We start from the raw sequence: 21,124 nt of genomic DNA on the forward strand, positions 1-21,124 counted from the left end.
TATTTGTTGAAAATAGTATGTATTTGCACATTGGAATCCCGCAAATCTGGGCGTAATAAAAAACGGTCTGGCTGACGCCGGACCGTTTCTGTATTTAATGACTTGCTGGTCGCTTAGCTGAACTGATTCATCGTGTTATCTTTACCTGACGCTTTCAGGGCATTTTCACCGGCAAAGTACTCTTTGTGATCATCACCCATATCTGAACCCGCCATATTCTGGTGTTTAACACAGGCAATGCCCTGACGGATTTCTTTGCGCTGAACACCGGCAACATAGCCCAGCATGCCCTGCGCACCAAAGTATTCTTTGGCAAGATTGTCCGTAGACAACGCGGCTGTGTGGTAAGTCGGCAAAGTGATCAGGTGATGGAAGATGCCTGCGTCGCGTGCTGCATCTGCCTGGAAGGTGCGGATCTTATCATCAGCAACCACCGCCAATTCGGTATCGTCATATTCAGCATTCATCAGGTCAGCACGAATGTAGGCTGATACGTCTTTTCCTGCGTCTGACCAGGCATCAAATACCTGTTGACGGAAGTTCAGCGTCCAGTTGAATGACGGTGAATTATTGTACACTAACTTGGCATTAGGAATGACTTCGCGCACCCGGTTAACCATGCCGCCAATCTGACCTACATGAGGTTTTTCGGTTTCAATCCACAATAAGTCTGCGCCGGCATTTAAGGCTCCGATACAGTCAAACACGCAGCGGTCTTCACCTGTACCCTTGCGGAACTGATACAAGCCGGAAGGTAAACGTTTAGGACGCACCAGCTTACCGTTTTTATTGAATACAACATCGCCTTGTTGCATGTCTTCTACTGCGATTTCTTCAACGTCCAGGAAGGAGTTGTAGATATCACCAGCATCGCCAGGCTCTTTCACTACCGCGATTTCTTTGGTCAGACCGGCACCCAGAGAGTCTGTACGAGCTACAATAACACCGTTGTCGACACCCAGCTCAAGGAATGCATAACGCAGGGCGCGTAATTTGGCGTGAAAATCTGCATGAGGCACGGTGACTTTACCGTCCTGGTGACCACATTGCTTCTCGTCAGCAACCTGATTTTCAATCTGCAGACAGCAAGCACCAGCTTCAATCATTTTTCTGGCTAACAGATAAGTGGCTTCTTCGTTACCAAAGCCAGCATCAATATCCGCAATAATAGGCACTACGTGAGTCTGGTGGTTGTCGATTTTGTCCTGAATTTCAGCTTGTTTGGCGCTATCACCCGCCTCACGTGCAGCGTCCAGTTCGCGGAACAGGCCACCTAGTTCTCTGGCATCCGCCTGACGTAAAAATGTGTACAGTTCTTCAATTAGTGCCGGTACGGAGGTTTTTTCATGCATGGATTGATCCGGCAACGGACCGAAATCAGAACGCAATGCGGCCACCATCCAGCCTGACAGGTACAGGTAGCGACGCTCTGTGCTGCCACCAAAATGCTTCTTAATAGAAATCATTTTTTGTTGACCGATGAAGCCGTGCCAGCAGCCCAGTGATTGAGTGTATTTAGAACTGTCAGCGTCATAGGCTTCCATGTCAGCACGCATGATGTCAGCCGTGTATTTGGCGATGTCCAGGCCTGTCTGGAATTTATTCTGAGCGCGCATTCTCGCTACGGATTCAGCGTCTATCGCTTCCCAGGATTTGCCACGCGCTGCAATGACGGCTTGTACTAATTCGATATCGTTACTGTAGAGAGACATGTTTACTTCCTCGTTTTCTTTCAGCTGTAGCTGCTGGTCAGGGTAATTGTTTTTATTCAGAGATTCGGTGAAATCCAGTCTGAAAGTTTTCAACAGAATTCCGAATCCGTTGATGACTACTTTAAGTAACAATTCGCGATTCATCTAATAGATAAAATGGATTTGCGATATTTATTTGGTGAATGTTGCTATGGCTGGGATAAGGGGGTTTATCTGTAATCGTCTTCCGGATAGCATGAAATTAGATTGATTTTCAGTTAACCTTATGAAAATAATAAATATTTATTTTGTGAATGGTGGGTATTTCGTGGTTTTGATGTGTGAATGTGAGTTGCAGTGAAAACACTGATGGAAAAATAACTATAAAAAACGCCTCCGAAGAGGCGTTTAACTAAGCTTGGCTGGCTTTCATTTCCAGGCGCTTGCGATGCAGAACTGGCTCAGTATAACCACTGGGCTGCCCTTTACCTTCATAAATAAGCTCCATAGCAGCCTGATAGGCAATGGCACGTTCTGGATCAGGACACATGGCGATGTACTCACTGTCGTTGGCGTTTTGTTGATCCACCAGGTTTGCCATTTTTTCCATGCTGGCTTTAACTTGTGCTTCACTGACAATGCCATGTTCCAACCAGTTGGCGATGTGCTGGCTGGAAATTCGCAGGGTTGCTCTGTCTTCCATCAAGCCCACATTATTGATATCCGGTACTTTGGAGCAGCCTACTCCCTGGTGTACCCAGCGCACTACATAACCCAGTATGCCTTGCACATTGTTGTCCAGTTCCGCTTCCAGATCATTGGCGCTAAGGGTGGCTACATCCGGTTTTACCGGGATACTTAAAATGTCATCTAAGCCATCGAAGTCCACTTCACTCAGTTGCTGCTGCAAAGAAGCCACCGATATTTCATGATAATGCAGCGCATGTAAGGTGGCAGCGGTAGGAGAGGGAACCCAGGCTGTATTGGCTCCGGATTGCACGTGGCCGGTTTTGGCGGTCATCATTTTGGCCATGTTATCTGGCTCTGGCCACATGCCTTTGCCAATCTGGGCTTTTCCGGCAAGACCGCAGGCCAGGCCCTTGGCGACATTGGATTTTTCATAGGCCTGAATCCATGGCATGGCTTTAAGCTCCGTTTTGCGTGCGAAAGGCCCACATTGCATAGACGTGTGGATCTCATCACCGGTGCGGTCCAAAAAGCCGGTATTAATAAAGGCAACTCTTGATTTTGCCGCAGCGATACAGGCTTTCAGGTTGACGCTGGTGCGACGCTCTTCGTCCATAATGCCGATTTTTATAGTATCCGCCGGTAGCGCCAGAATCTGCTCCACTTTACTAAACAGAGTATGGCTAAACGCCACTTCTTCGGGGCCGTGCATTTTGGGTTTTACAATGTAAATACTTCCGGTTTTGCTGTTGCTGAATTGGCCTTGCTGCATTACGTCCTGTTTGGCGATAAGGCAGGTGATCACGGCGTCCATTAAACCTTCGTAGACTTCTTCTCCGTCAATATAGATAGCGTTATTGCGCATCAGGTGGCCCACATTGCGCACAAACATCAGACTCCTGCCAGGCAGGCGAATGGACTCTTCATTTTTGCCCGTGTATTGCCTGTCCTGATTTAAAGAGCGGGTGATCACTTTGTTGCCTTTGCGCATCTCGAGTTTCAGATCACCACGGATAAGCCCAGCCCAGTTTTGATACACCAGGGTTTTATCTTCGCCGTCTACTGCAGCCACTGAGTCTTCGCAATCCATGATCGTGGTCAGAGCTGCTTCTAACACTACATCTTTAACGTTGGCGGGATCGCCTTCACCCACCAGATGTTTGCCGTCAATCTGAATTTCAACATGAAGTCCATGGTTTTTCAGCAAAATACAAGAGGGGCTGGCTGCCTCGCCCTGGAATCCGATAAATTGTGCATCGTTTGCCAGCTTTTGGCTGGCGCCATCTTGCATGGTAACTGTTAGTTCAGCGTTGGAAACGCTATAGGCAACAACATCACGGTGAGAGCCGTGTTGTAACGGAAAGGATTTGTCTAACCAGGTTTTTACCCATTCCACTACCTGTTGACCCCGCACCGGATCATAGGCCAGCGATGTGTCGGCTTTGCCGGGCAACACATCCGTGCCATACAGAGCATCGTATAAACTACCCCAGCGGGCATTTGCTGCATTCAGGGCATATCTGGCGTTATTGATAGGAACCACTAACTGTGGTCCCGCCATGGTGGCAATTTCCGGATCCACGTTTTGCGTGGTGATCTGAAAATCTTCTGGCTCTGCCACCAGATAATTGATGTCTTTCAGAAATTGTTTGTAAGCCGAAAACTCCATTTCCGGATGCTGATTGTGCCAACTGTCAATTTGCTGTTGTAGTGATTCGCGTTTCTCCAGCAGTGCTTTATTAACGGGTTGTAGCTCCAGCAATAGCGCCTCAAACGCTTGCCAGAAAGCACTTTGCGCCAGTTTAACGGGTGGCAGCGCTTCACTGTTGATGAATTGCCAAAGTGCAGGATGAACAGCGAGTTTGCCTGCTGAGATGTAGTCGGCGGGAACATTGCCCTTGCTGGTGGTCATATTACAACTTCCTCAAACTGTAGGGTCGCAACACCTAGCATGGTAACAAGTGGTGTTGCTGATTGTGTTTTCTTTCAGTTTACGCCCGCTGAATACCTTAATAAAAATTTATGACCTCTATGATTGTTATAAATTTCATGAATGAAATGGTGACTATAAGGTTTCAGCCACCTGGGTGATTAAGCGACGTAACCAGATATGGCCGGCGTCGTGTTGCAATAACGGGCTCCAGGCCATTTTTAATGCGATAGGTGGCACATCAAACGGTGGGTCAATGACTTTAACCGCCGGATCATCACCGTACAGTTTGGCTACCCGGGTGGGAAGTGTGGCAATCAGGTTGTACTTTTTAGCCAGTTGCAGCGCCACATGGTAGTGGCGGGTAAAGACACTGATATCCCGGACACAACCTTGTTTTTGCAACTCAGCATCTACCCACCCCAGCTTTTGTATTTCTTTGGGATCAATACCAACACCGACACCAAAGCCGGTTTTACTGACCCAGATGTGTTTGGATTGCAGATATTCATCTTTGCCAAAACTTTCAATAAAGGGATGTTTTGCATTCACAACACAGGAAAAGCTGTCGTACCAGACCACTTTTTGATGAAACGACAATGGTAATTCTTCAAAGCGGTTGATTGCCATATCAACCTTGCCCTGTTCAACATCATGGTAGGTCACATCACTGGGGGTTATCACGTCTAAGGAGATGTGAGGTGCCAAAGCCTGAAGCTGCTCCAGCAATACCATCAGCAGCGTAGATTCTGCATAATCGCTGGCCATAATACGGAAAGTCCGTTCACTGGTTTCTGGCTCAAATTCGGTTTCGGGTTGAATGGTGGCTTCCAGTTTACTCAGAACATCGCGGATCACCGGTTGTAATTGCAGGGCACGTTCTGTTGGTGTCATGCCTTCGCTGGTACGCACTAAAATCGGATCATTAAACAAATCCCGCAAACGACGCAGACCGTTACTCATGGCTGGTTGCGTGATGCTGAGTTTGTTCGCGGCTTTGGTGACACTGCCTTCCCGTAATAAAACGTCCAGGTAAACCAACAAATTGAGATCGATTTTAGCTATATTCATTGTAAAAATAGTGTGTATATCTTTGATAAATTCATTGAATTGTAATGGTTGCACGGTGACTTGTCAGCCATGAATCCGAAAAAATGTTTGCCGGAATTGCTATGACTTTAACAACGCATAACACCGGCAGACAGTTCAGCTGATAATTTCTGCAACGGATATCTCCGCTAAACTACCGTTGTGAGTACAACACTTCCTTACGGTTACAATATGTCGTTCAGGGCAATTCCGATACCAAAGCGTGTTTGTTTGTGGTTGTAATCAATCAGGCTTTCTCCGTAACCATTAAATGCGGTAGCGTATCCCCGAAGTTTGCCCCACAGTGGGAAGGTCAGGCCCAGTTCAATTGCACCATTGTGTGTTGAGAAGTTATTGCGTCCCTGAAACATCAATTCCATGTCATGCCATTGATATAACATGCCCAGTTCAAAATGGCCCATGTAATCTTCAATGTCCGGGTTATCATCGCCTTTGGGATCTAACGGGGAGGCTTTTTCATCTTCGGAAACGCGGGTCCAGGGGCGAAATGACAACGCAAAATTGTTTTTCTCGAACAGAAATTGTCCGTAAATCCGGTTCCAGCTGCGGGACAGCCCCTGAGTCCGGCCATTCGACTGATGTTCTGCGCCAATCACAAAGGCGGTATTGCCTCCTAACGGATGCCACTCCAGCGGTGCGAGGTAAAACAGTTCCGGTTGATAGTTGGTTTCTCTAAACGGCTTTGAAATGTTATCGGCATAAATTTGCCACCAGGCCTGCAAAGTAAATCCAAAGTACAAGGCATCACCATCGATAAACAGATCTTCCTGTAGCAGGGGGACCTTAAAACTCAATTGATATTTAGCTTCAACTTCAGCCAGGTTTTCCTGATAGCCGTTAACATTTTCATAGGGTAAACGGTTAATGGTGTTGGTGCTGTATACGGGTAACACGTAGTTCATGCGGTGCGGTGTGATCACAAAAGGTTCGAACTGGGTACGGGATTCGTTGTAAAGCCGTTGGCTGATCAGGCCGGGTTTAACTTGTTCCGATGTGGCCTTGGTGGTGGCTGAGTCTTTAACCGGTTGTTCTGCGGCGGTTTTTAATGCGCATTGCTGACGCATTTCTGCCAGCGTCATAGTGTCATCGCCACCCTGGTAAAGTGCCATAACGCACGCGGTTGCTTCATTTGCTGGCGGAGCCGCAAATGCATATCCACAAAGCACAAGGCAATGTATCAGAAGTCCTGTTCGCAAGCCTTTCAGCGGCAACATAATCGTATCCTTTTGTTAATCAGCAAAGGTGAGCATAGCATTTTTGCGTGGTGCGGGCAGACTATCAGTACTCTCAAAACCGGTATCAGATACTACTATTCAGGTCTGATTGTTGCTTGTCCGTAACCACATTGGCTAAACATTCACGCAGTGCGTCAATGGTTACCGGTTTGGTCACGTGGGCACTGAAACCAATCGACAGCGCATATTCACGGCTCTGAGAATCCGCATCGGCGGTCAACGCAATGATGGGGAGATCTTGCGTACTGCGGTTACTTCTGAGTCGTTTTGTGGCTTCGTAACCATCAAGCACCGGCATTTGGCAATCCATTAGTACGGCATCATAATTCTGTTCAGCAAGTGCCTCGACTGCCAGTTGCCCATTGCTCACAATGTGAAAGTTAACCTGTAGTTGTTGCAACATGGCCGCGATGACCTGCTGATTAATTTCATTGTCTTCAGCCACCAGTAAATTCAGTGAACTAACGTCGATATCCTCTCTGACCTCAGATTGAGGTGGTTTCTCATCGGTCAACAAAAAGCGGGATCGGAAACTAAAGATTGAGCCCTGCGGATGATGTGCAGAGATAGTAATATCGCCCTGCATAAGCTGGCTTAATTCTTTTGATATGGCAAGCCCCAAACCGGTGCCACCAAAATGCCTGGACGTGGAGGAGTCTGCCTGAACAAAAGGTTTGAACAGCTCTTTGCGCTTTTCCTCTGAAATACCAATTCCGGTATCGATTACATCTATTTTTAAACTGGCATAACCATCTGATGAATCGGTGAGCCAGCAGAGCAACGATATCCCCCCTGTACTGGTAAATTTAAGTGCGTTGCTGCACAGGTTCATCAATACCTGCTCGAAGCGGGTTTTGTCGCCAAGTACACAGAGGTCTTGCGGGATGGCACTTTTAAACCGCCAGTACAGGTTTTTGTCTTCTGCTAAGGCACTAAACATCTCGCTGACAGAGTGAATTGACTCAGAGACACTGAAGGTCTCAACACTCAGTTCAAATTTATTTGATTCGATTTTTGAGATATCCAAAATATCGTTAATGATGTTAAGCAGTAATTTCGAGGAGGTGCTGATTTTATTGAGATAAAATTTTATCTCGTCCACGTTGTCACTGGTGTTGGCAAGTTGTGCAAAACCAATTACTGAGTTCATCGGGGTTCGGATCTCGTGGCTCATATTGGCTAAAAATCGACTTTTAGCCTGGCTGGCCTGTTTGGCTTTTATCGTCGCTTCCCGCAAAGAGGCCGTTTTGCCGTCCACCAGGTTGTCCAGAAACTGTTGTTGCGAATTCATCATCAACACGATCAGAATGATGCCCGCTACCGTGAACACCTGCAATAAAAACAGCGGGCCAAAAGCATTGTTTTGACGGGCTGAGATATACCCCTGATTCAGGGTGAGTTTGATTTTCCAGGATTGTCCAATCAGGTTGATATCAATCGTTTTGAAGTAGTTATGTGCAACCGCTTTATCGTTTCCTTCAAAGTTTTTGAAAAACGGAATGTCTTTGTCTGCTTCAAACGTTTCGACAAAAAACACCTCTTTATCAGTGGCATTGAGGGCCTGTTTCATCAGAATCTTGGTGTAAAACACGCCGGTTACCATGCCTTTAATACTGGCCTGGCTGAGATGTGTCGATTGATTTTGAATAACCGGAAAGTACAACAAAAATGCGGGAATGGGCAGCTCATCCTGAACCAGATGTACGATCGGAGTGGCGCGAGGCTGAAAGTTTTGCAAAATGGTATTTAAAGTGTTTTTGCGCACCGGGTTGGAAAATACATTGTAGCCAATAGCACTGCGGTTGCCTTCTTCCGGATATACATATTTTATATAATTAATCGGGTCCGACGGGGTCAGAGGGCGACCTTCAATAGAGACATCATACTGATAAATTTGCTGCAGTAGCATCTCGTGCTGTTGCACATCTTCAGCGTCAATTATCGGGTTCCAGGAGATTGAACTAAGCACTTCTGAATTGGCCGTATAGACTTTGGCTTTGTCTTCAAATTCAGTTTTACTGAGTGCCGGGTTTTGCTGAACAAAGGTGGATACTTCTCCCAGTTGCACTATGGTTTTTGTAAGCTCTCTGTATACCTGGTTTTCAATTTGCTGGGCTTCCTTTTGCAACCAGTTGAGCGATGTATTCTTTTCTTTTTCGATAAAAAACCAGGAGATTGAAACCACCGACACAAACAAACAAATCACAGCCGAAATGACCACAAAACGGGCTTGTCGTATTTGTTGTTTTACACTGTTGATTTCCATCAGGCACAGAAGCAATGGCGTTGCCATCAAAACACCCAGCGAGTCTCCCAACCACCAGAAAACCACATTGGTCCAATAGTCATCGTGATTGTAACTGGGATTGAATTCGCTTAATGACCAGACGCCGATATTGGCAGATAACAAATTGAGTAAGACGCCAACAAATACAATGAATTTGACGACTCTGGCGCTATCCACGTGCATGGGGTTGCCGGTCCAGTACCTGAGCAGCAGTGCGCCTGCAATCGCCTGTAGTGTAGCACCACATGCGATAATTAAGTTTTGCAGGCCCACCGATGTAAACACCGCGGTAAGTTGAAAGCCGGGGGTAACCGAGCAGTTAAAAATAAATGAGCCCAGTAATACGGCGGGATAAAAACGCGGTCCAAGGATAAAACAACCCGAAAGTGCGATGCCCGCGGGTAACCAGATGGGCATTACCTGTGACTGAAAGGTAACAAACGAGAGGATGTATCCCGTGGCGATAAAACCGATAAAAAGTGCCAGATAGAGGCTGATATAGCCAGAACGGGACGCTGTAATGGTGTAATCAGGTTTGGTCAAACGCGGTTCCTTAAGATGCTGTGTTCAGTGGCTTTCCCTTATTTTGGGGAAACGGGCAGCATTCAATCTCTCAGTATTCTCAGAGTATAACCAAAGGAATGGGTTTTGTGCGAAAAGCGACAACTTTCTCACGATAAATGATTGATCAGCGGCAGCTATTGTTGAATACGGGATAGATAGCGAATTCCAGCCTGGTCAAAAGGCAATTGCAATACACCGTGCTGGCTGTCGCCTGCAGACTTTAACAGGAGCAGGCGCAGCGACATTTAGTTTGAAGGGGGGCGTTAATACCGGGCGGATTGTACTTGCTCGGGGAATCGTTCTTTGTAAAATCCGTTGCCTTGCTCAACAAACAGCGCTTTTTGTTCCCGCCAGTCCTCCATGACGCTCTTGTTGTAATTCAGGTAAAGTTTGCCATCAAACAGTGTCCAGGCTTCACCGTCTACGCTTGCCAGGCGATCATCAGCCATAGCCCAGGCACAGTAACCGCCATACTCAGGCAGGTACTTTTCCGGATCAGCAATGAACAACTGCATGTTGCTCTGTGATGCGAAGCGCCATTTTGCACCCTTGTATTCATAGGTAAACTCTTTCTTGCCTTCAATAGCCTGACTATCTGTCCAGTAGGCGACAGTGTCATAACCATCAATGGCCTCATCGCCGAAAAAGGAACGGTACACAGGTTCGTCAGCCACACTGGCTGCACTAAACAATAAAGCAAAACACCATACTAACAATTTTTTCATTGGTTCTGTCCGGTTAGATTATCTGACAATAAAAACCGGGCGCGTTGGTATTTTATTTCAAATTTTGCTAATACCACTGAGGGTTGTGGCGCTGGAAGGTTTGCATCAATTGTTCAAACTCACCGGATAAGTACATCTCAATTGCCTTTTGATTCATGCGTTGGGCATCAAAGGCAAATTCGGACTGACGGGAAAGCGCGATATAAACTTTGGTCCCATTGATTACCTGATAACTGGCCTGCTTTATGGAATCTGTAAATTCAGGGTGACTTTTTACAATGTTGGTACCGTAATAATCAGTACAAACGACGGCATCGACTCGGCCTTTGGCTAACATGCCGAAGGCGGCGGGTAAGGTGTTGACTGCAACCCGGTTAAAATAACCACCAGGCGCATTATCGAAAAGGTCAAATTGTCTCGCGCCTCTGACCACTGCGATATTGAGACCCGCAAGGTCTGAAAAGTCTAAAATATCCTCTGCTTCATTGCGGATAAAAAAACGCTTGATGGTGTGATCGTCGTACAAAAACATGTGGTAGTTTTGCTGTCGTTGTGCTGAGTCCAGCAGGCCTATCATCAGGTCAACTTCGCCATCTTCCAGCCATTGCAGGCAGCGTTTAAAGGGAATATCAGTGGTAAACGTGAGTTGATAGCCGAGATTTTGAGCGAACTGTCGTGCTACTTCGACATTTTCGCCGGTTGCCTGACCATTCTCCAGTACGATTTGCAAAGGTGGGTAATGGTCAATGCACAATGACAGTGTTGGTGTTTCCCTTGCCAATAACGACAACGAAACCAAGCCGAAAACCACCTGACTGATGAGTATTGCCCTTTTTAACACCTAAACCTCGGGTTCAAAAAACATCCTGAAGTCTGCAGCATACGTTTTCCTGGTCAGGGGTTCAATTGTAAAAATCGCCATTCACATTTGCCCGAATACTACATTAGATGTAAAGTTTTAAAATCTAATTCACGAAGTCGCAGTCAATTCTGGGCTTTGCTTACAGGTGTGAAATGTCAGGTCTTCTTGCCTCTGTTGATCAGCGTACAAAGTTAGTGGGTGAAAACCGCCTCGAGCTTTTACTTTTTCGTCTGAATTCACAACAGATTTTTGCTATGAACGTGTTTAAGGTACGGGAAGTGATCCCTGTGCCGCAAATGATTCAGATGCCTGGGTCGCATGAACACTTGTGCGGAGTTGCCAGTCTGCGTGGTTTGTCAGTGCCCATTGTGGATTTGCGTCGGGCGATAAAAATGCCGCCATCGCCCTTGGGTGATAACCGCAATGTGATTATCACCGAATACAACCGTACCGTGCAGGGGTTTTTAATCGGTCCGGTTTTGAGTATCACCAATTTATCCTGGGCTGAGATCCTGCCGCCACCAAACAGCGCGGGTAAAAACAACTACCTGACGGCGTTTACTCAAATTGATTTAGAAGGTCGCAAGCAGATAGTTGAGATCATCGATGTCGAGAAAGTACTGGCTGAAATCGTTTCCTATGATATTAAGGTCTCCAAAGAAATTCTGGATGATGAAGTCAATGAACATCTGAAAGGCAAGCGGGTCTTAATTGTTGACGATTCCAACACTGCCAGACAGCAGATCAAAGAATCGCTGAAGCAGGTGGGTATTGAGGTGATCGAGCGTCAGGATGGTTTGCAGGCGCTGCGTTTATTAAAACAGTGGGCAGATCAGGGTAAATCCATCAACGATGAAATATTAATGATGTTTACTGACGCTGAAATGCCGGAAATGGATGGTTATATGTTAACCGCTGAAGTGCGAGCGGACGCCAGATTAAAAGACCTGTTCATTACTCTGAATACGTCGTTAAGTGGTAATTTTAATGAGGCGATGGTGGAGAAAGTGGGCTGCAACCGCTTTATTTCCAAATTCCAACCCGATATGTTGATTAAATGTGCTCAGGAACGCATGAGAGAAGTGCTTGAAGGCAAACGTTAAAAAGGGAAATACTGATGACCGGACCCGGAAAGATGACCCCCATGCTGAATGTCAAAGACATATTCAGAAGTCTGGACTTTTATCAGGATGCACTGGGGTTTGAATTACTCAGCCCGATGGAAGAACTCATTCACTTTCGTTGGGGCATCATTGCCGCTGATGGTACCGAATTTATGCTGTCTGAGTCAGAATCTGCGCCGCAGGCAGACGCCGCGATTGACCCGTTGCTGAATCATAACTGGGCGGTTAATTTTTATTTTTATCCCGCCAATATTAAAGCCCTACACGATGCCTTGCTGAAGAAAAAGTTTCAACCAACCGCGCTTAAACAAACCGAGTATGGCATGCAGGAATTCAGCATTCAGGACCCGGACGGCCACCTGTTAAGCTTCGGTGCGGAATCCCGCACCTGACGCTGATTACCGGGTTATTTTTTCACAAAGCTCACCTTGTAGAGATCATCTCGTCGGTCTTTCAGATTTTGCACCGTGCCTTCGCTATGCAATATTTTCAGCTTAGTCATATCCAGATCGGAAAATAACAACATCTCAGTGTTGGGGGTAGCTTCATTGAGAATCGAGTCATGAGGAAAGGGAAAATCAGACGGAGTTAACACCGCTGATTGTGCGTATTGTACATCCAGACTTTCCACCTGTGGCAGGTTGCCTACACTACCGGCAATCACCACATAACACTCGTTTTCGATGGCTCTGGCCTGAGCGCACAGTCGCACCCGTAAATAGCTGTTTTTCGTGTCAGTCCAGAAGGGCACAAACAAGATATCTAACCCCTGGGTTGCCAGCAGGCGACCCAGTTCCGGGAATTCCACATCATAACAAATCAATATACCGACCCGTCCGGCGTCGGTTTCAAACACCTGAAGATCCGAGCCGCCTTTTAATGCCCAGTCGTTGCGTTCATGCGGGGTGATGTGAATTTTGCGTTGCTCGTCAATTTTGCCACTGCGATGGCACAGGAAAGACGCGTTGTAATACTCTCCCTCTTCCATAATCGGCATAGAGCCGGTAATGATATTGGCATTATATTCCACCGCCATTTGCGACATGGCTTCCACAATCTGATTGGTGTAGGTAGCCAGATAATGGATGGCCTCGATTTGCTGATTTACTTTCTTTTTCAGGCCCATCAGCGGCATATTAAAAAATTCCGGGAACACGATGAAATCACTCTGATAATCAGACACGGTATCCACAAAGTATTCTACCTGAGAAAGCAGCTCTTCCAGTGAGTCTACTTCCCGCATCTGCCACTGTACTGCGCCTACCCGTACTATCGGTTTCGGCATGGTAAATACCGTTTGCGCGGGTTCATACAAAATGTTGTTCCATTCCAGCAGGGTGGCAAAACCGCCGGATTTTTCGTCTTCGGGAATGTATTTGCGCAACAACCGGATAACCCGGAAGTCGTTGGATAACTGGAAACTGAGGATCGGATCATAGATGGCGTGATTCGCCACTTCGTTGATGTATTCTTGTGGCGTCAGTTGCTCCGCATGTTGGTGGTAGTTTGGGATGCGACCTCCGGCCAGTATGCCTTTCAGATTGTATTGTCGACAGACATCTTTACGCGCATCGTATAATCGTCGACCCAAACGCATACCTCTGTGACTCTTCGCGATTACCACATCCAGGCCATAAATGGCGTCGCCATCGTCATTGCCTTTAACATTATCGTTGCTGTCTACGATGTCATCGTAGGTGTGAGGGTTGGAAAACTTTTGGTAATCCACGCGCAGAGAAAAGGCTAAGCCCACCAGGGTTTCGCCTTCAAACACACCTATTTGCCCTTCCGGAAAGTGCTTCACCAGGCGTTCCAGCGTATGACGTGGCCAGGCTCCGCCCAAATCCGGGTAGGCTTCATCCATCAGCGTTTTTACCTGTTGGTAATCGGTAATCGTCAATGCTTTTAAAAGTATGTGTTGTTCTTCTGACATAATTGCTCGTTGTTTTTGTGAGTTGCTTTCAGGTTATCTTTCAATGGCTGCAGTCGTCAATTGTCATTGTGTATCAGCAGGTTGAACGGGCGTTTGCTGAAAAATAACAAATCCCGGTCCTTTAAACGTCAGCTGGTCGTTTTCGATCACCAGGGTATCGCTCTGACTAAGAATGTTCCCTGTTTTTGTTATCTGTCGCGGCTGGTCACTAAACCAGAACAGGCATTGCAATGCCTTAGTATCGTCAACGCGACGGAAGCTGAGCAGCTCACCGTCAGCGTTTATCTGGTGGATATCACCGCAAATAAGTGCAGCCTGGGTCTTGCGAAAAGCCAGAAATTGCTGGGTGAAGTTAAGTGCTGAGTCGGGGGCCTGGGTTTGCGTCTGAACGGCTAGTGGATAGTGACTTTGGGCAACGGGTAACCAGGGGGAAGCGTCAGTAAACCCGGCGTTCGGCGCGTTGCTGTCCCATGGCATTGGGGTGCGGCAGCCATCGCGCCCCTTAAATTCGGGCCAGAAGGTAATGCCCCAGGGGTCCTGTAGTTGTTCAAACGTTAACGTCGCTTCCGGCAGGCCCAACTCCTCGCCCTGGTAGAGGCAGACACTGCCGCGCAAACAAAACAAAAAGGCCAACAGGGATTTGACTAAATTATCCTGCTGTTCAAAGCGGTCTCCCCAGCGGGATAGCACCCTGGTAATATCGTGATTGCTAAATGCCCAACTGGGCCATCCATCCGTGAGTAAGGCTTCCTGCTGAGCAATAACATCGGCGAAATATTGTGCGCCAAACTCTTCGTTTAACAACCGGAAACTGTACGCCGTGTGCAGTTTATTCTGGCCGCCGGTGTAGTCCTGCATCATTTTTTCGGCATTTTTATCACCAATTTCACCCATCAACATGCGGGCCTGATATTGATTTAGTAGATGGCGCATGCGCTGTGTATAGGCAATGCTTTGTGGACGGTTTTTGTCGTACAGATGAGACTGAAAGTCGTAAGGATTAAACAGTTTGCGCCTGTCCTGCCTGAGTCCCGGATTGTTGCGCAATTGGTCATCGTGAAAGTAATAATTCACCGTATCAAGGCGAAATCCATCCACACCCAGGTCCAGCCAGAACTGCATTTCTGCCAGCATTTGCTGTTGCACCTCTGGATTGTGGAAGTTTAAGTCGGGTTGGCTGACCAGAAAATTATGTAAATAGTACTGCTGGCGACGACTGTCCCATTGCCAGGAAGAGCCACCAAACACACTTTGCCAGTTAGTGGGCGGTGTGCCATCTCCCAATGGGTCCTGCCACACATACCAATCAGCTTTGGCGTTGTTTTTATCCTGACGACTCTCAACAAACCAGGGATGTTGATCGGAAGTATGACTTAACACCTGATCAATTATCACTTTGATGTTGCGGGCATGGGCATGACGGAGCAGTTCTTTAAAGTCGTCAAGCTGACCGAATATCGGATCTACTTCCCGGTAATTGCTGACATCATAACCAAAGTCTTTCATTGGTGAGGTAAAAAAAGGCGATATCCAGATGGCATCCACATTGAGTGAATGAATATAATCCAGTTTGCTGATAATGCCCTTTAGATCGCCGATCCCATCCTGGTTGGCATCGCAAAAACTGCGCGGATATATCTGATAAATGACGGCCCCCCGCCACCAGGTATCGGTATTGTTGGCATCGTGTCCTGAAAAGTCAGTCATAAGTAGCCTCCTGGTCATTGAACTTCAGCTATTGACTATGCCATATCTGTATTTTGGTTTTAATGGCGAAATTGCTACCCTGTATTGTCTTTTTCAGTATAGTTGCGCGCTCGCAACTTCAACGGATCGTCATGTTATCCCCATACCAATTTATTTCCGGACAACGCTCACTGGGTATCCTGTTGGCTATCTTTGGCACTATTTTGTTTTCTTTTAAGTCCATTGTCATCAAGTTGGCTTATCAATACGACGTGGACGCCTATCAGGTAATAGCCTTGAGAATGTTGTTTTCAGCGCCTGTATATTTACTGATCTTAGGTTTTTCCCACAAACGCCATGCACTTTCATGGACAAAGATACACACCAACAAATGGGTGATTTTGTGGTCGGGTGTGCTGGGCTATTACCTGGCCAGCTTACTGGATCTGATGGGCCTGACGTTGATCAGTGCTCAGCTGGAACGACTCATTTTGTTCACCTATCCTGGTTTTGTGATGTTGTTTAGCTGGCTGATCTGGCGAACCATTCCCGGACGCAATACCATTTTTGCGTTGGCGGCAACCTGGTTGGGTATTCTGGTGGTATTGGGCGTCGAAATTCAGAGTAACATGCTTGAAGTTTTGTGGGGGGGAAGCCTGGTCATGATCAGTGCTGCGGCATTTGGTGGGTATCTGATACTGAGTAAAACCGGTATTGCAAACCTTGGCTCTCAGGCGTTTACCTGTCTGGCAATGCTGGTGGCTTCAGTGTCTGTTGCACTACACCTGACCATCATGGGGGAAGTGCAGATAGTGAACCTGCCCTGGCAGGTTTATCTTCATGTGTTGGTTTTGGCGATTCTGTGTACCGTGATCCCGTCATTGCTGATTGCTGCCGCTATCAGTCGTATTGGCCCACAACACGTCAGTATTTTAGGGGGGCTTGGGCCGGTGATTACCGCATTGTTTGCCGTTGCGTTGTTACAGGAACCCTTTGGTGTTGCGCATATTATCGGTATCAGTTTGGTGATGACCGGCGTCTATCTGGTGGCCACTGAAAAACGGGTTTCCTGATGCTGAGCTAGTCGAGCTGGTACGCGAAGTCGTAGAAGTGTACGCCACCTTCGATTCGAATATGCATCTTGCCCGTTAACCCTGTCAGTTCTGCGGTACCTGAATCTGGCACTACCTCTAAAATCAGACGGTTCTCTCCCGCGCACATCACGCCAAAGTGTTGAAGTACAAAACTGCCTTGCTTGCCCTCAAGACTTCCTTCAACCTGCTCGATGGCCACATAGCCTGCTGAACCTTGTATTGCCGTCATGGCGCTGAGCATTTCACCACGACTGTTGGCCGATAAGTCGCCGTGAAAGGTTTTTTCGATGGCCATACGGCCCAGATTAACGCCGTGTTGTCCCTGGATATGGGGCTCCATTGGTGTCAGTGTAACGTCAAATTTACCGGTAATTGTCATGGTTATCGCCTTTTTCTGTGATTAGGGTCTGTTTCGCGACTATAACACGCCTGTTCAGAACAAAATCTGTACTGAAAAGTGCAACAGACCTTCTGTATAACCGCCTCGGTTAGCCTTTTTGTTGCTCTTGTTGTGCTTCGTTTAAAAAGGTTTCAATGTCCTGGCCGGTGAGTTTTTTCATTTGGCTGAATAAAAACCACAGCGCAATGAACAAAACAATCATGCTGGGGATCACTATCACCGGATAACTCATCGCTGTCATTTTACCCAGCTCTTCATTGTATTCCGGCGTACCTGGTGGGCTTATCAGTAAAACCTTTGCCAGAATGTAATTTAAGGTGGCGGATAAAAAGAACGAACCGGCCACTATCATAGAGCTTTGTGCCACTTTGCGTTCAAAGGCTTGCAGGTTGTTTTTTGCCGCTAATGCACTATTGAGCAGTGGCAGATTAATCAGTTGTTCATTCAGAATAAAAGTCTTCACTAATGGATATTGTGTGCGATTACTCACTAACACTGCAATACCAATGATAGCAGGTATCGCCGCTTCTTTAACCGCGATATATTGCGGGTCCAGCTCCATTAAGCTAAAACCACCAGTCAGGGAGACACTAATGATGCCCAGGACGGAAAACGGGTTTATTTTTCCGGAAGAGGTTAGATCCTTAATGCCATATCCAATGGGGAACGCCAGGGCGACAACGATACCCATAGCCGGTCCAAGATACTCAGGTTTGCTGAGATAGGTGAGGATCAGGGTGGGTAAAATGATATTAAACAGCAGGTTGCCAAAAAAGCCGCCCTGTTGTGGTTGCTGGTGAGTGTTTTGCTTATTTACTTGGGTCATGGGATTTGCATATTTTTAAAGTGACTGGATTATACCGCTGCCTGAACCAAAGTTGCAGGTATTGCCGGTGGAATTTGACCTATTTTCTGACTTTTTTCACAAATAATCGCGCAGCGCCGATACCCACCACAAAGCCGAACAGGTGGGATTCCCAGGAAATATAAGGCCGCATGGGCAATACGCCGAAAATGAGTCCGCCATAAAAAAAGCCCACTAACAGGGAGATCAGTATCAACTTAATACTGCGGCTGATAAAGCCGGCAAATAATAAAAAGCCGAAATAGCCGTACACCATACCGGAAGCGCCGAGGTGATATGCGTCTCTGCCCAACAGCCATACTAATATTCCGGTACACACCAGGATAAAAGCACTGGCCTGCCACCAGACCTTACGGCCATATTGCATCACCAACAGGCTGAACAGGCAGATGGGGATAATGTTAGAGGCATAATGCATCAGGCTTCCGTGCAAAAACGGACTGATAAAAATGCCTCCCAGAGCGTCAATTTCTCGAGGCACTAGCGCCAGGTGATTTAACTGGCGCCCGGTCACTAAATTGAGCAATTCCAGTACCGTCAATAATACGAACAGGCGCAATGTAAAATTCAGTTGTTCTTCGAGGCTGTAGGGTGAACTCAAAAATGGCTCCTGTAGTGAGAGTAGGACGCTTGTTTATACCTTATTTTGGCACGTTCGGATGCCGGATATTTGGAAAAAGTGTCACAAAATAATATGCGGTAAATAGCGAGATAAATCCTGAGTAATCGGCTGGGTATCTTCCCTGATGGAAATACCGGCCGGTTGATCGTCCACTAACCATGAGCCGATGAGCGTGTGGTTATCACCAAACTTAGGGAGTGGGTACCAACTCTGGTAGATAAACCCTTCTTCGCCATATGGTCCATCGACACAGTGTTGTACCTCGCCGTTTTCCAGCACCGAAATGTTAGCCCCTTCACGGGAGAAGAGCGGCTTCTTTACCAGTTTGGATTCACTGGCGCTCGCCAGATCTTCTTCAAACCAGGCGGGCAGCAGGTTGGGGTGGTTAGGGAACATTTTCCACAGCAGTGGCAACAGGGCTTTGTTGGATAAAATAGCCTTCCACATGGGTTCAATCCATTGCGTCGGCGATTCAATGATGGCTGAGCCAAACTCTTCCTGCATCATAAACTCCCAGGGGTAGAGTTTGAATAGCAAGGCGATGGCGTTATCCTCCAGATCGGTAAAATATCCGGTGTCTGCCAAACCAATATCTTCGATAAAAAGAAACCGGTTGTTGATATTGCCGGCTCTGGCGCAATCTTGCAGATACTGAACCGTACCACGGTCTTCCTCGGTATCCTGGCAACAGGCAAAATGCAACGTATCTGCTTTGTACCAGTGCTGAATAACCTGCAACTGCGCGATGAGTTTTTCCTGCAGCGAATTAAATTGGTCGGCTGATTTACTGATTTTGCCGCTGTTTACCATATCTTCCAGCCACAGCCATTGCCAAAAACCGGATTCGTATAAGCTGGTGGGCGTATCAGCATTGTTTTCCAGCAGCTTAACAGGTTTGTCTTTATGAAAAACCAAATCTAACCGGGAATATAAAGAAGGCGTTTGGTCGCGCCAGGCGTCGGCAGTACTTTGCCAAAAAGCCTCAGGGATCTGGAACTTATTGAGCCAGTATTCATCGCTGACCACCAAATCAACCGCCTGCAAACACATTTGATGCAGTTCCGCGCTGGGGTCTTCGATTTGTTGCTCTATCTGCTGCAGCGTAAATTGGTAGTAGGCCGTTTCATCCCAGTAGGCCTGGCCGTACATAGTATGGAATCTGAAACCATACTCATCAGCCTGCTTGCGCCAGTGAGGGCGTTCTTGTGTTGGTATACGTATCATACAGCGTTGCTGGGGTTAACCACCCCATCCACTGCGACTACTGCTTTTACCCCAACTGGATTTAGCTCTCACCGAAGAACCAAAGCCACCGCGATTGATGGTACGGTTGACAGCTGGTGGTTTGGTGTAAGATTTCGATACTTTTAATTCTCGTTTGCGAAAATCGCCATAATCGTAACCACCTGCACCTATCCAGCGATATCGGTAGGGTGAATACCGGGAGTAGGAGGTAAATAAGGGTTGTGAGTAGCGTCTGGGTTCCAGCAAATCCCGGATAATATAGCCCGCCATCAGTGGCATAAACCAGCTGTTGCCCGACTCATTGCGATACACCACACACTGATCTGAGCCAAACTCGTGCTCACAATCCGCTTGTGAACCATATTTAGGGGCTGTTTCTGCCGCTTCTGCCAGGGCTTTTTCGTAGGCCATCTGGCATTGCTCGGCGTAGTCAGGGAGCTGATACTGACAATCATTCAGGCTGGTAAATACCATCGCTTCCTGACGGTTATCACTGCAGGCTGCGGCCAAAAATACCGAGGCAATACCCAGCGACAGGGGTTTGATTTGATGCTGTTTACGGTATTGTTCCCGATTTAAGGCACGACTTCGTTTGGCACCGGATTTGGTTTCTGTAGTCATAGTAACCTCCTGTTACCAACTCATGCAGGCGGCATTTAACAAACCAACAGACAACGACATCGCCGCCAACATAACACCGGCAGACACTTCATTGTCTTCAATGCGTTTCACGATGCGCGGCATAAAGGTAAAGCGCAACAGGGCAAATGCCAGGCCTTGCGCTACGATTGCCACAATGCCCCACACTACAAAGTCGATGAGATTGGCTGAGTTGGACACGGCGCCGGCCAGCGCAATGCTAAAGCCCACCATAGACCCGCCAAATCCTATCGCGGCAGCAACGTTTTTTTCTTCTTTCACCAGCAACCATTCATCATGTGGCGTGATAGCCGTAAAAATAAACTTAAACACGAATAACATCAGGATTGAGATAACAAAATAAATCCCAAAGTTAGCCAGGCCTGCGATGGACTCCAAAATAGTGTCGGTCATTGTGTGCTCCT

The 21,124-nt window shown here is 47.2% G+C and carries 18 protein-coding genes; 3 read left to right on the forward strand and 15 right to left on the reverse strand.

Annotated features, from left to right (window positions below):
* Window positions 1-113: 113 nt before the first annotated feature.
* The 7 genes from AC0J20_RS00260 to AC0J20_RS00290 form a co-directional block, all read right to left on the reverse strand.
* Entirely contained in the window at window positions 114-1,712 is a 1,599-nt protein-coding gene (locus AC0J20_RS00260) for an isocitrate lyase (protein WP_473020393.1), read from the reverse strand.
* 391 nt (window positions 1,713-2,103) lie between these two features.
* A complete protein-coding gene (locus tag AC0J20_RS00265; RefSeq protein WP_473020163.1) occupies window positions 2,104-4,290 on the reverse strand; it encodes a malate synthase G in 2,187 nt (728 codons plus the stop codon).
* A 153-nt stretch (window positions 4,291-4,443) separates the two neighbouring features.
* Complete coding sequence (locus tag AC0J20_RS00270; protein WP_229529580.1) at window positions 4,444-5,379, reverse strand: LysR family transcriptional regulator; 936 nt, start codon at window positions 5,377-5,379, stop codon at window positions 4,444-4,446.
* Between the two features lie 203 nt (window positions 5,380-5,582).
* On the reverse strand, window positions 5,583-6,527 hold the full coding sequence (locus AC0J20_RS00275; RefSeq protein ID WP_473020164.1) for a phospholipase A: 945 nt from the start codon (window positions 6,525-6,527) through the stop codon (window positions 5,583-5,585).
* Window positions 6,528-6,717: 190 nt separating this feature from the next.
* Entirely contained in the window at window positions 6,718-9,483 is a 2,766-nt protein-coding gene (locus AC0J20_RS00280) for a CHASE domain-containing protein (protein WP_473020165.1), read from the reverse strand.
* Between the two features lie 284 nt (window positions 9,484-9,767).
* The gene (locus AC0J20_RS00285) at window positions 9,768-10,229 is read right to left on the reverse strand and encodes a YHS domain-containing (seleno)protein (RefSeq protein ID WP_473020166.1); all 462 of its coding nucleotides are present in this window, start codon (window positions 10,227-10,229) and stop codon (window positions 9,768-9,770) included.
* A gap of 67 nt (window positions 10,230-10,296) precedes the next feature.
* Window positions 10,297-11,070 carry a substrate-binding periplasmic protein gene (locus AC0J20_RS00290; RefSeq protein ID WP_473020168.1) on the reverse strand — a complete coding sequence of 258 codons (774 nt, stop codon included), beginning with the start codon at window positions 11,068-11,070 and terminating at the stop codon, window positions 10,297-10,299.
* A 173-nt stretch (window positions 11,071-11,243) separates the two neighbouring features.
* Here AC0J20_RS00290 and AC0J20_RS00295 point away from each other — a divergent pair, with 173 nt between their 5' ends.
* Together AC0J20_RS00295 and AC0J20_RS00300 are read left to right on the forward strand one after the other, a co-directional pair.
* Window positions 11,244-12,194, forward strand: coding sequence for a chemotaxis protein CheV (locus AC0J20_RS00295; protein ID WP_229529575.1), 951 nt, complete (start codon window positions 11,244-11,246; stop codon window positions 12,192-12,194).
* 14 nt (window positions 12,195-12,208) lie between these two features.
* Window positions 12,209-12,607 (forward strand): VOC family protein, encoded by a 399-nt coding sequence (locus AC0J20_RS00300; protein WP_229529574.1) that lies wholly within the window; start codon window positions 12,209-12,211, stop codon window positions 12,605-12,607.
* Window positions 12,608-12,621: 14 nt separating this feature from the next.
* On the opposite strand, the gene AC0J20_RS00305 is transcribed toward AC0J20_RS00300, so the two are convergent.
* The gene (locus tag AC0J20_RS00305; RefSeq protein WP_473020169.1) at window positions 12,622-14,148 is read right to left on the reverse strand and encodes a GNAT family N-acetyltransferase; all 1,527 of its coding nucleotides are present in this window, start codon (window positions 14,146-14,148) and stop codon (window positions 12,622-12,624) included.
* Window positions 14,149-14,211: 63 nt separating this feature from the next.
* Window positions 14,212-15,855 carry an alpha-amylase family glycosyl hydrolase gene (locus AC0J20_RS00310; RefSeq protein ID WP_473020170.1) on the reverse strand — a complete coding sequence of 548 codons (1,644 nt, stop codon included), beginning with the start codon at window positions 15,853-15,855 and terminating at the stop codon, window positions 14,212-14,214.
* A gap of 131 nt (window positions 15,856-15,986) precedes the next feature.
* Between AC0J20_RS00310 and AC0J20_RS00315 the strand changes: the two genes are divergently transcribed.
* A complete protein-coding gene (locus tag AC0J20_RS00315; protein WP_473020171.1) occupies window positions 15,987-16,907 on the forward strand; it encodes a DMT family transporter in 921 nt (306 codons plus the stop codon).
* 7 nt (window positions 16,908-16,914) lie between these two features.
* On the opposite strand, the gene AC0J20_RS00320 is transcribed toward AC0J20_RS00315, so the two are convergent.
* The 6 genes from AC0J20_RS00320 to AC0J20_RS00345 form a co-directional block, all read right to left on the reverse strand.
* Window positions 16,915-17,307: a DUF3224 domain-containing protein gene (locus AC0J20_RS00320; protein ID WP_473020172.1), complete on the reverse strand. Its 393-nt coding sequence runs from the start codon at window positions 17,305-17,307 to the stop codon at window positions 16,915-16,917.
* Between the two features lie 109 nt (window positions 17,308-17,416).
* The gene (locus AC0J20_RS00325; protein WP_473020174.1) at window positions 17,417-18,154 is read right to left on the reverse strand and encodes a VC0807 family protein; all 738 of its coding nucleotides are present in this window, start codon (window positions 18,152-18,154) and stop codon (window positions 17,417-17,419) included.
* A 79-nt stretch (window positions 18,155-18,233) separates the two neighbouring features.
* On the reverse strand, window positions 18,234-18,794 hold the full coding sequence (locus AC0J20_RS00330; RefSeq protein ID WP_473020175.1) for a rhomboid family intramembrane serine protease: 561 nt from the start codon (window positions 18,792-18,794) through the stop codon (window positions 18,234-18,236).
* An 81-nt stretch (window positions 18,795-18,875) separates the two neighbouring features.
* Window positions 18,876-20,039 carry a glutathionylspermidine synthase family protein gene (locus AC0J20_RS00335; RefSeq protein WP_473020176.1) on the reverse strand — a complete coding sequence of 388 codons (1,164 nt, stop codon included), beginning with the start codon at window positions 20,037-20,039 and terminating at the stop codon, window positions 18,876-18,878.
* Between the two features lie 15 nt (window positions 20,040-20,054).
* Window positions 20,055-20,681, reverse strand: a complete 627-nt coding sequence (locus tag AC0J20_RS00340; protein WP_473020177.1) for a DUF1190 domain-containing protein — start codon at window positions 20,679-20,681, stop codon at window positions 20,055-20,057.
* Window positions 20,682-20,693: 12 nt separating this feature from the next.
* A complete protein-coding gene (locus tag AC0J20_RS00345; RefSeq protein WP_229529567.1) occupies window positions 20,694-21,113 on the reverse strand; it encodes a DUF350 domain-containing protein in 420 nt (139 codons plus the stop codon).
* Window positions 21,114-21,124: the final 11 nt, after the last annotated feature.

The organism is Planctobacterium sp. R6 (assembly GCF_055755215.1).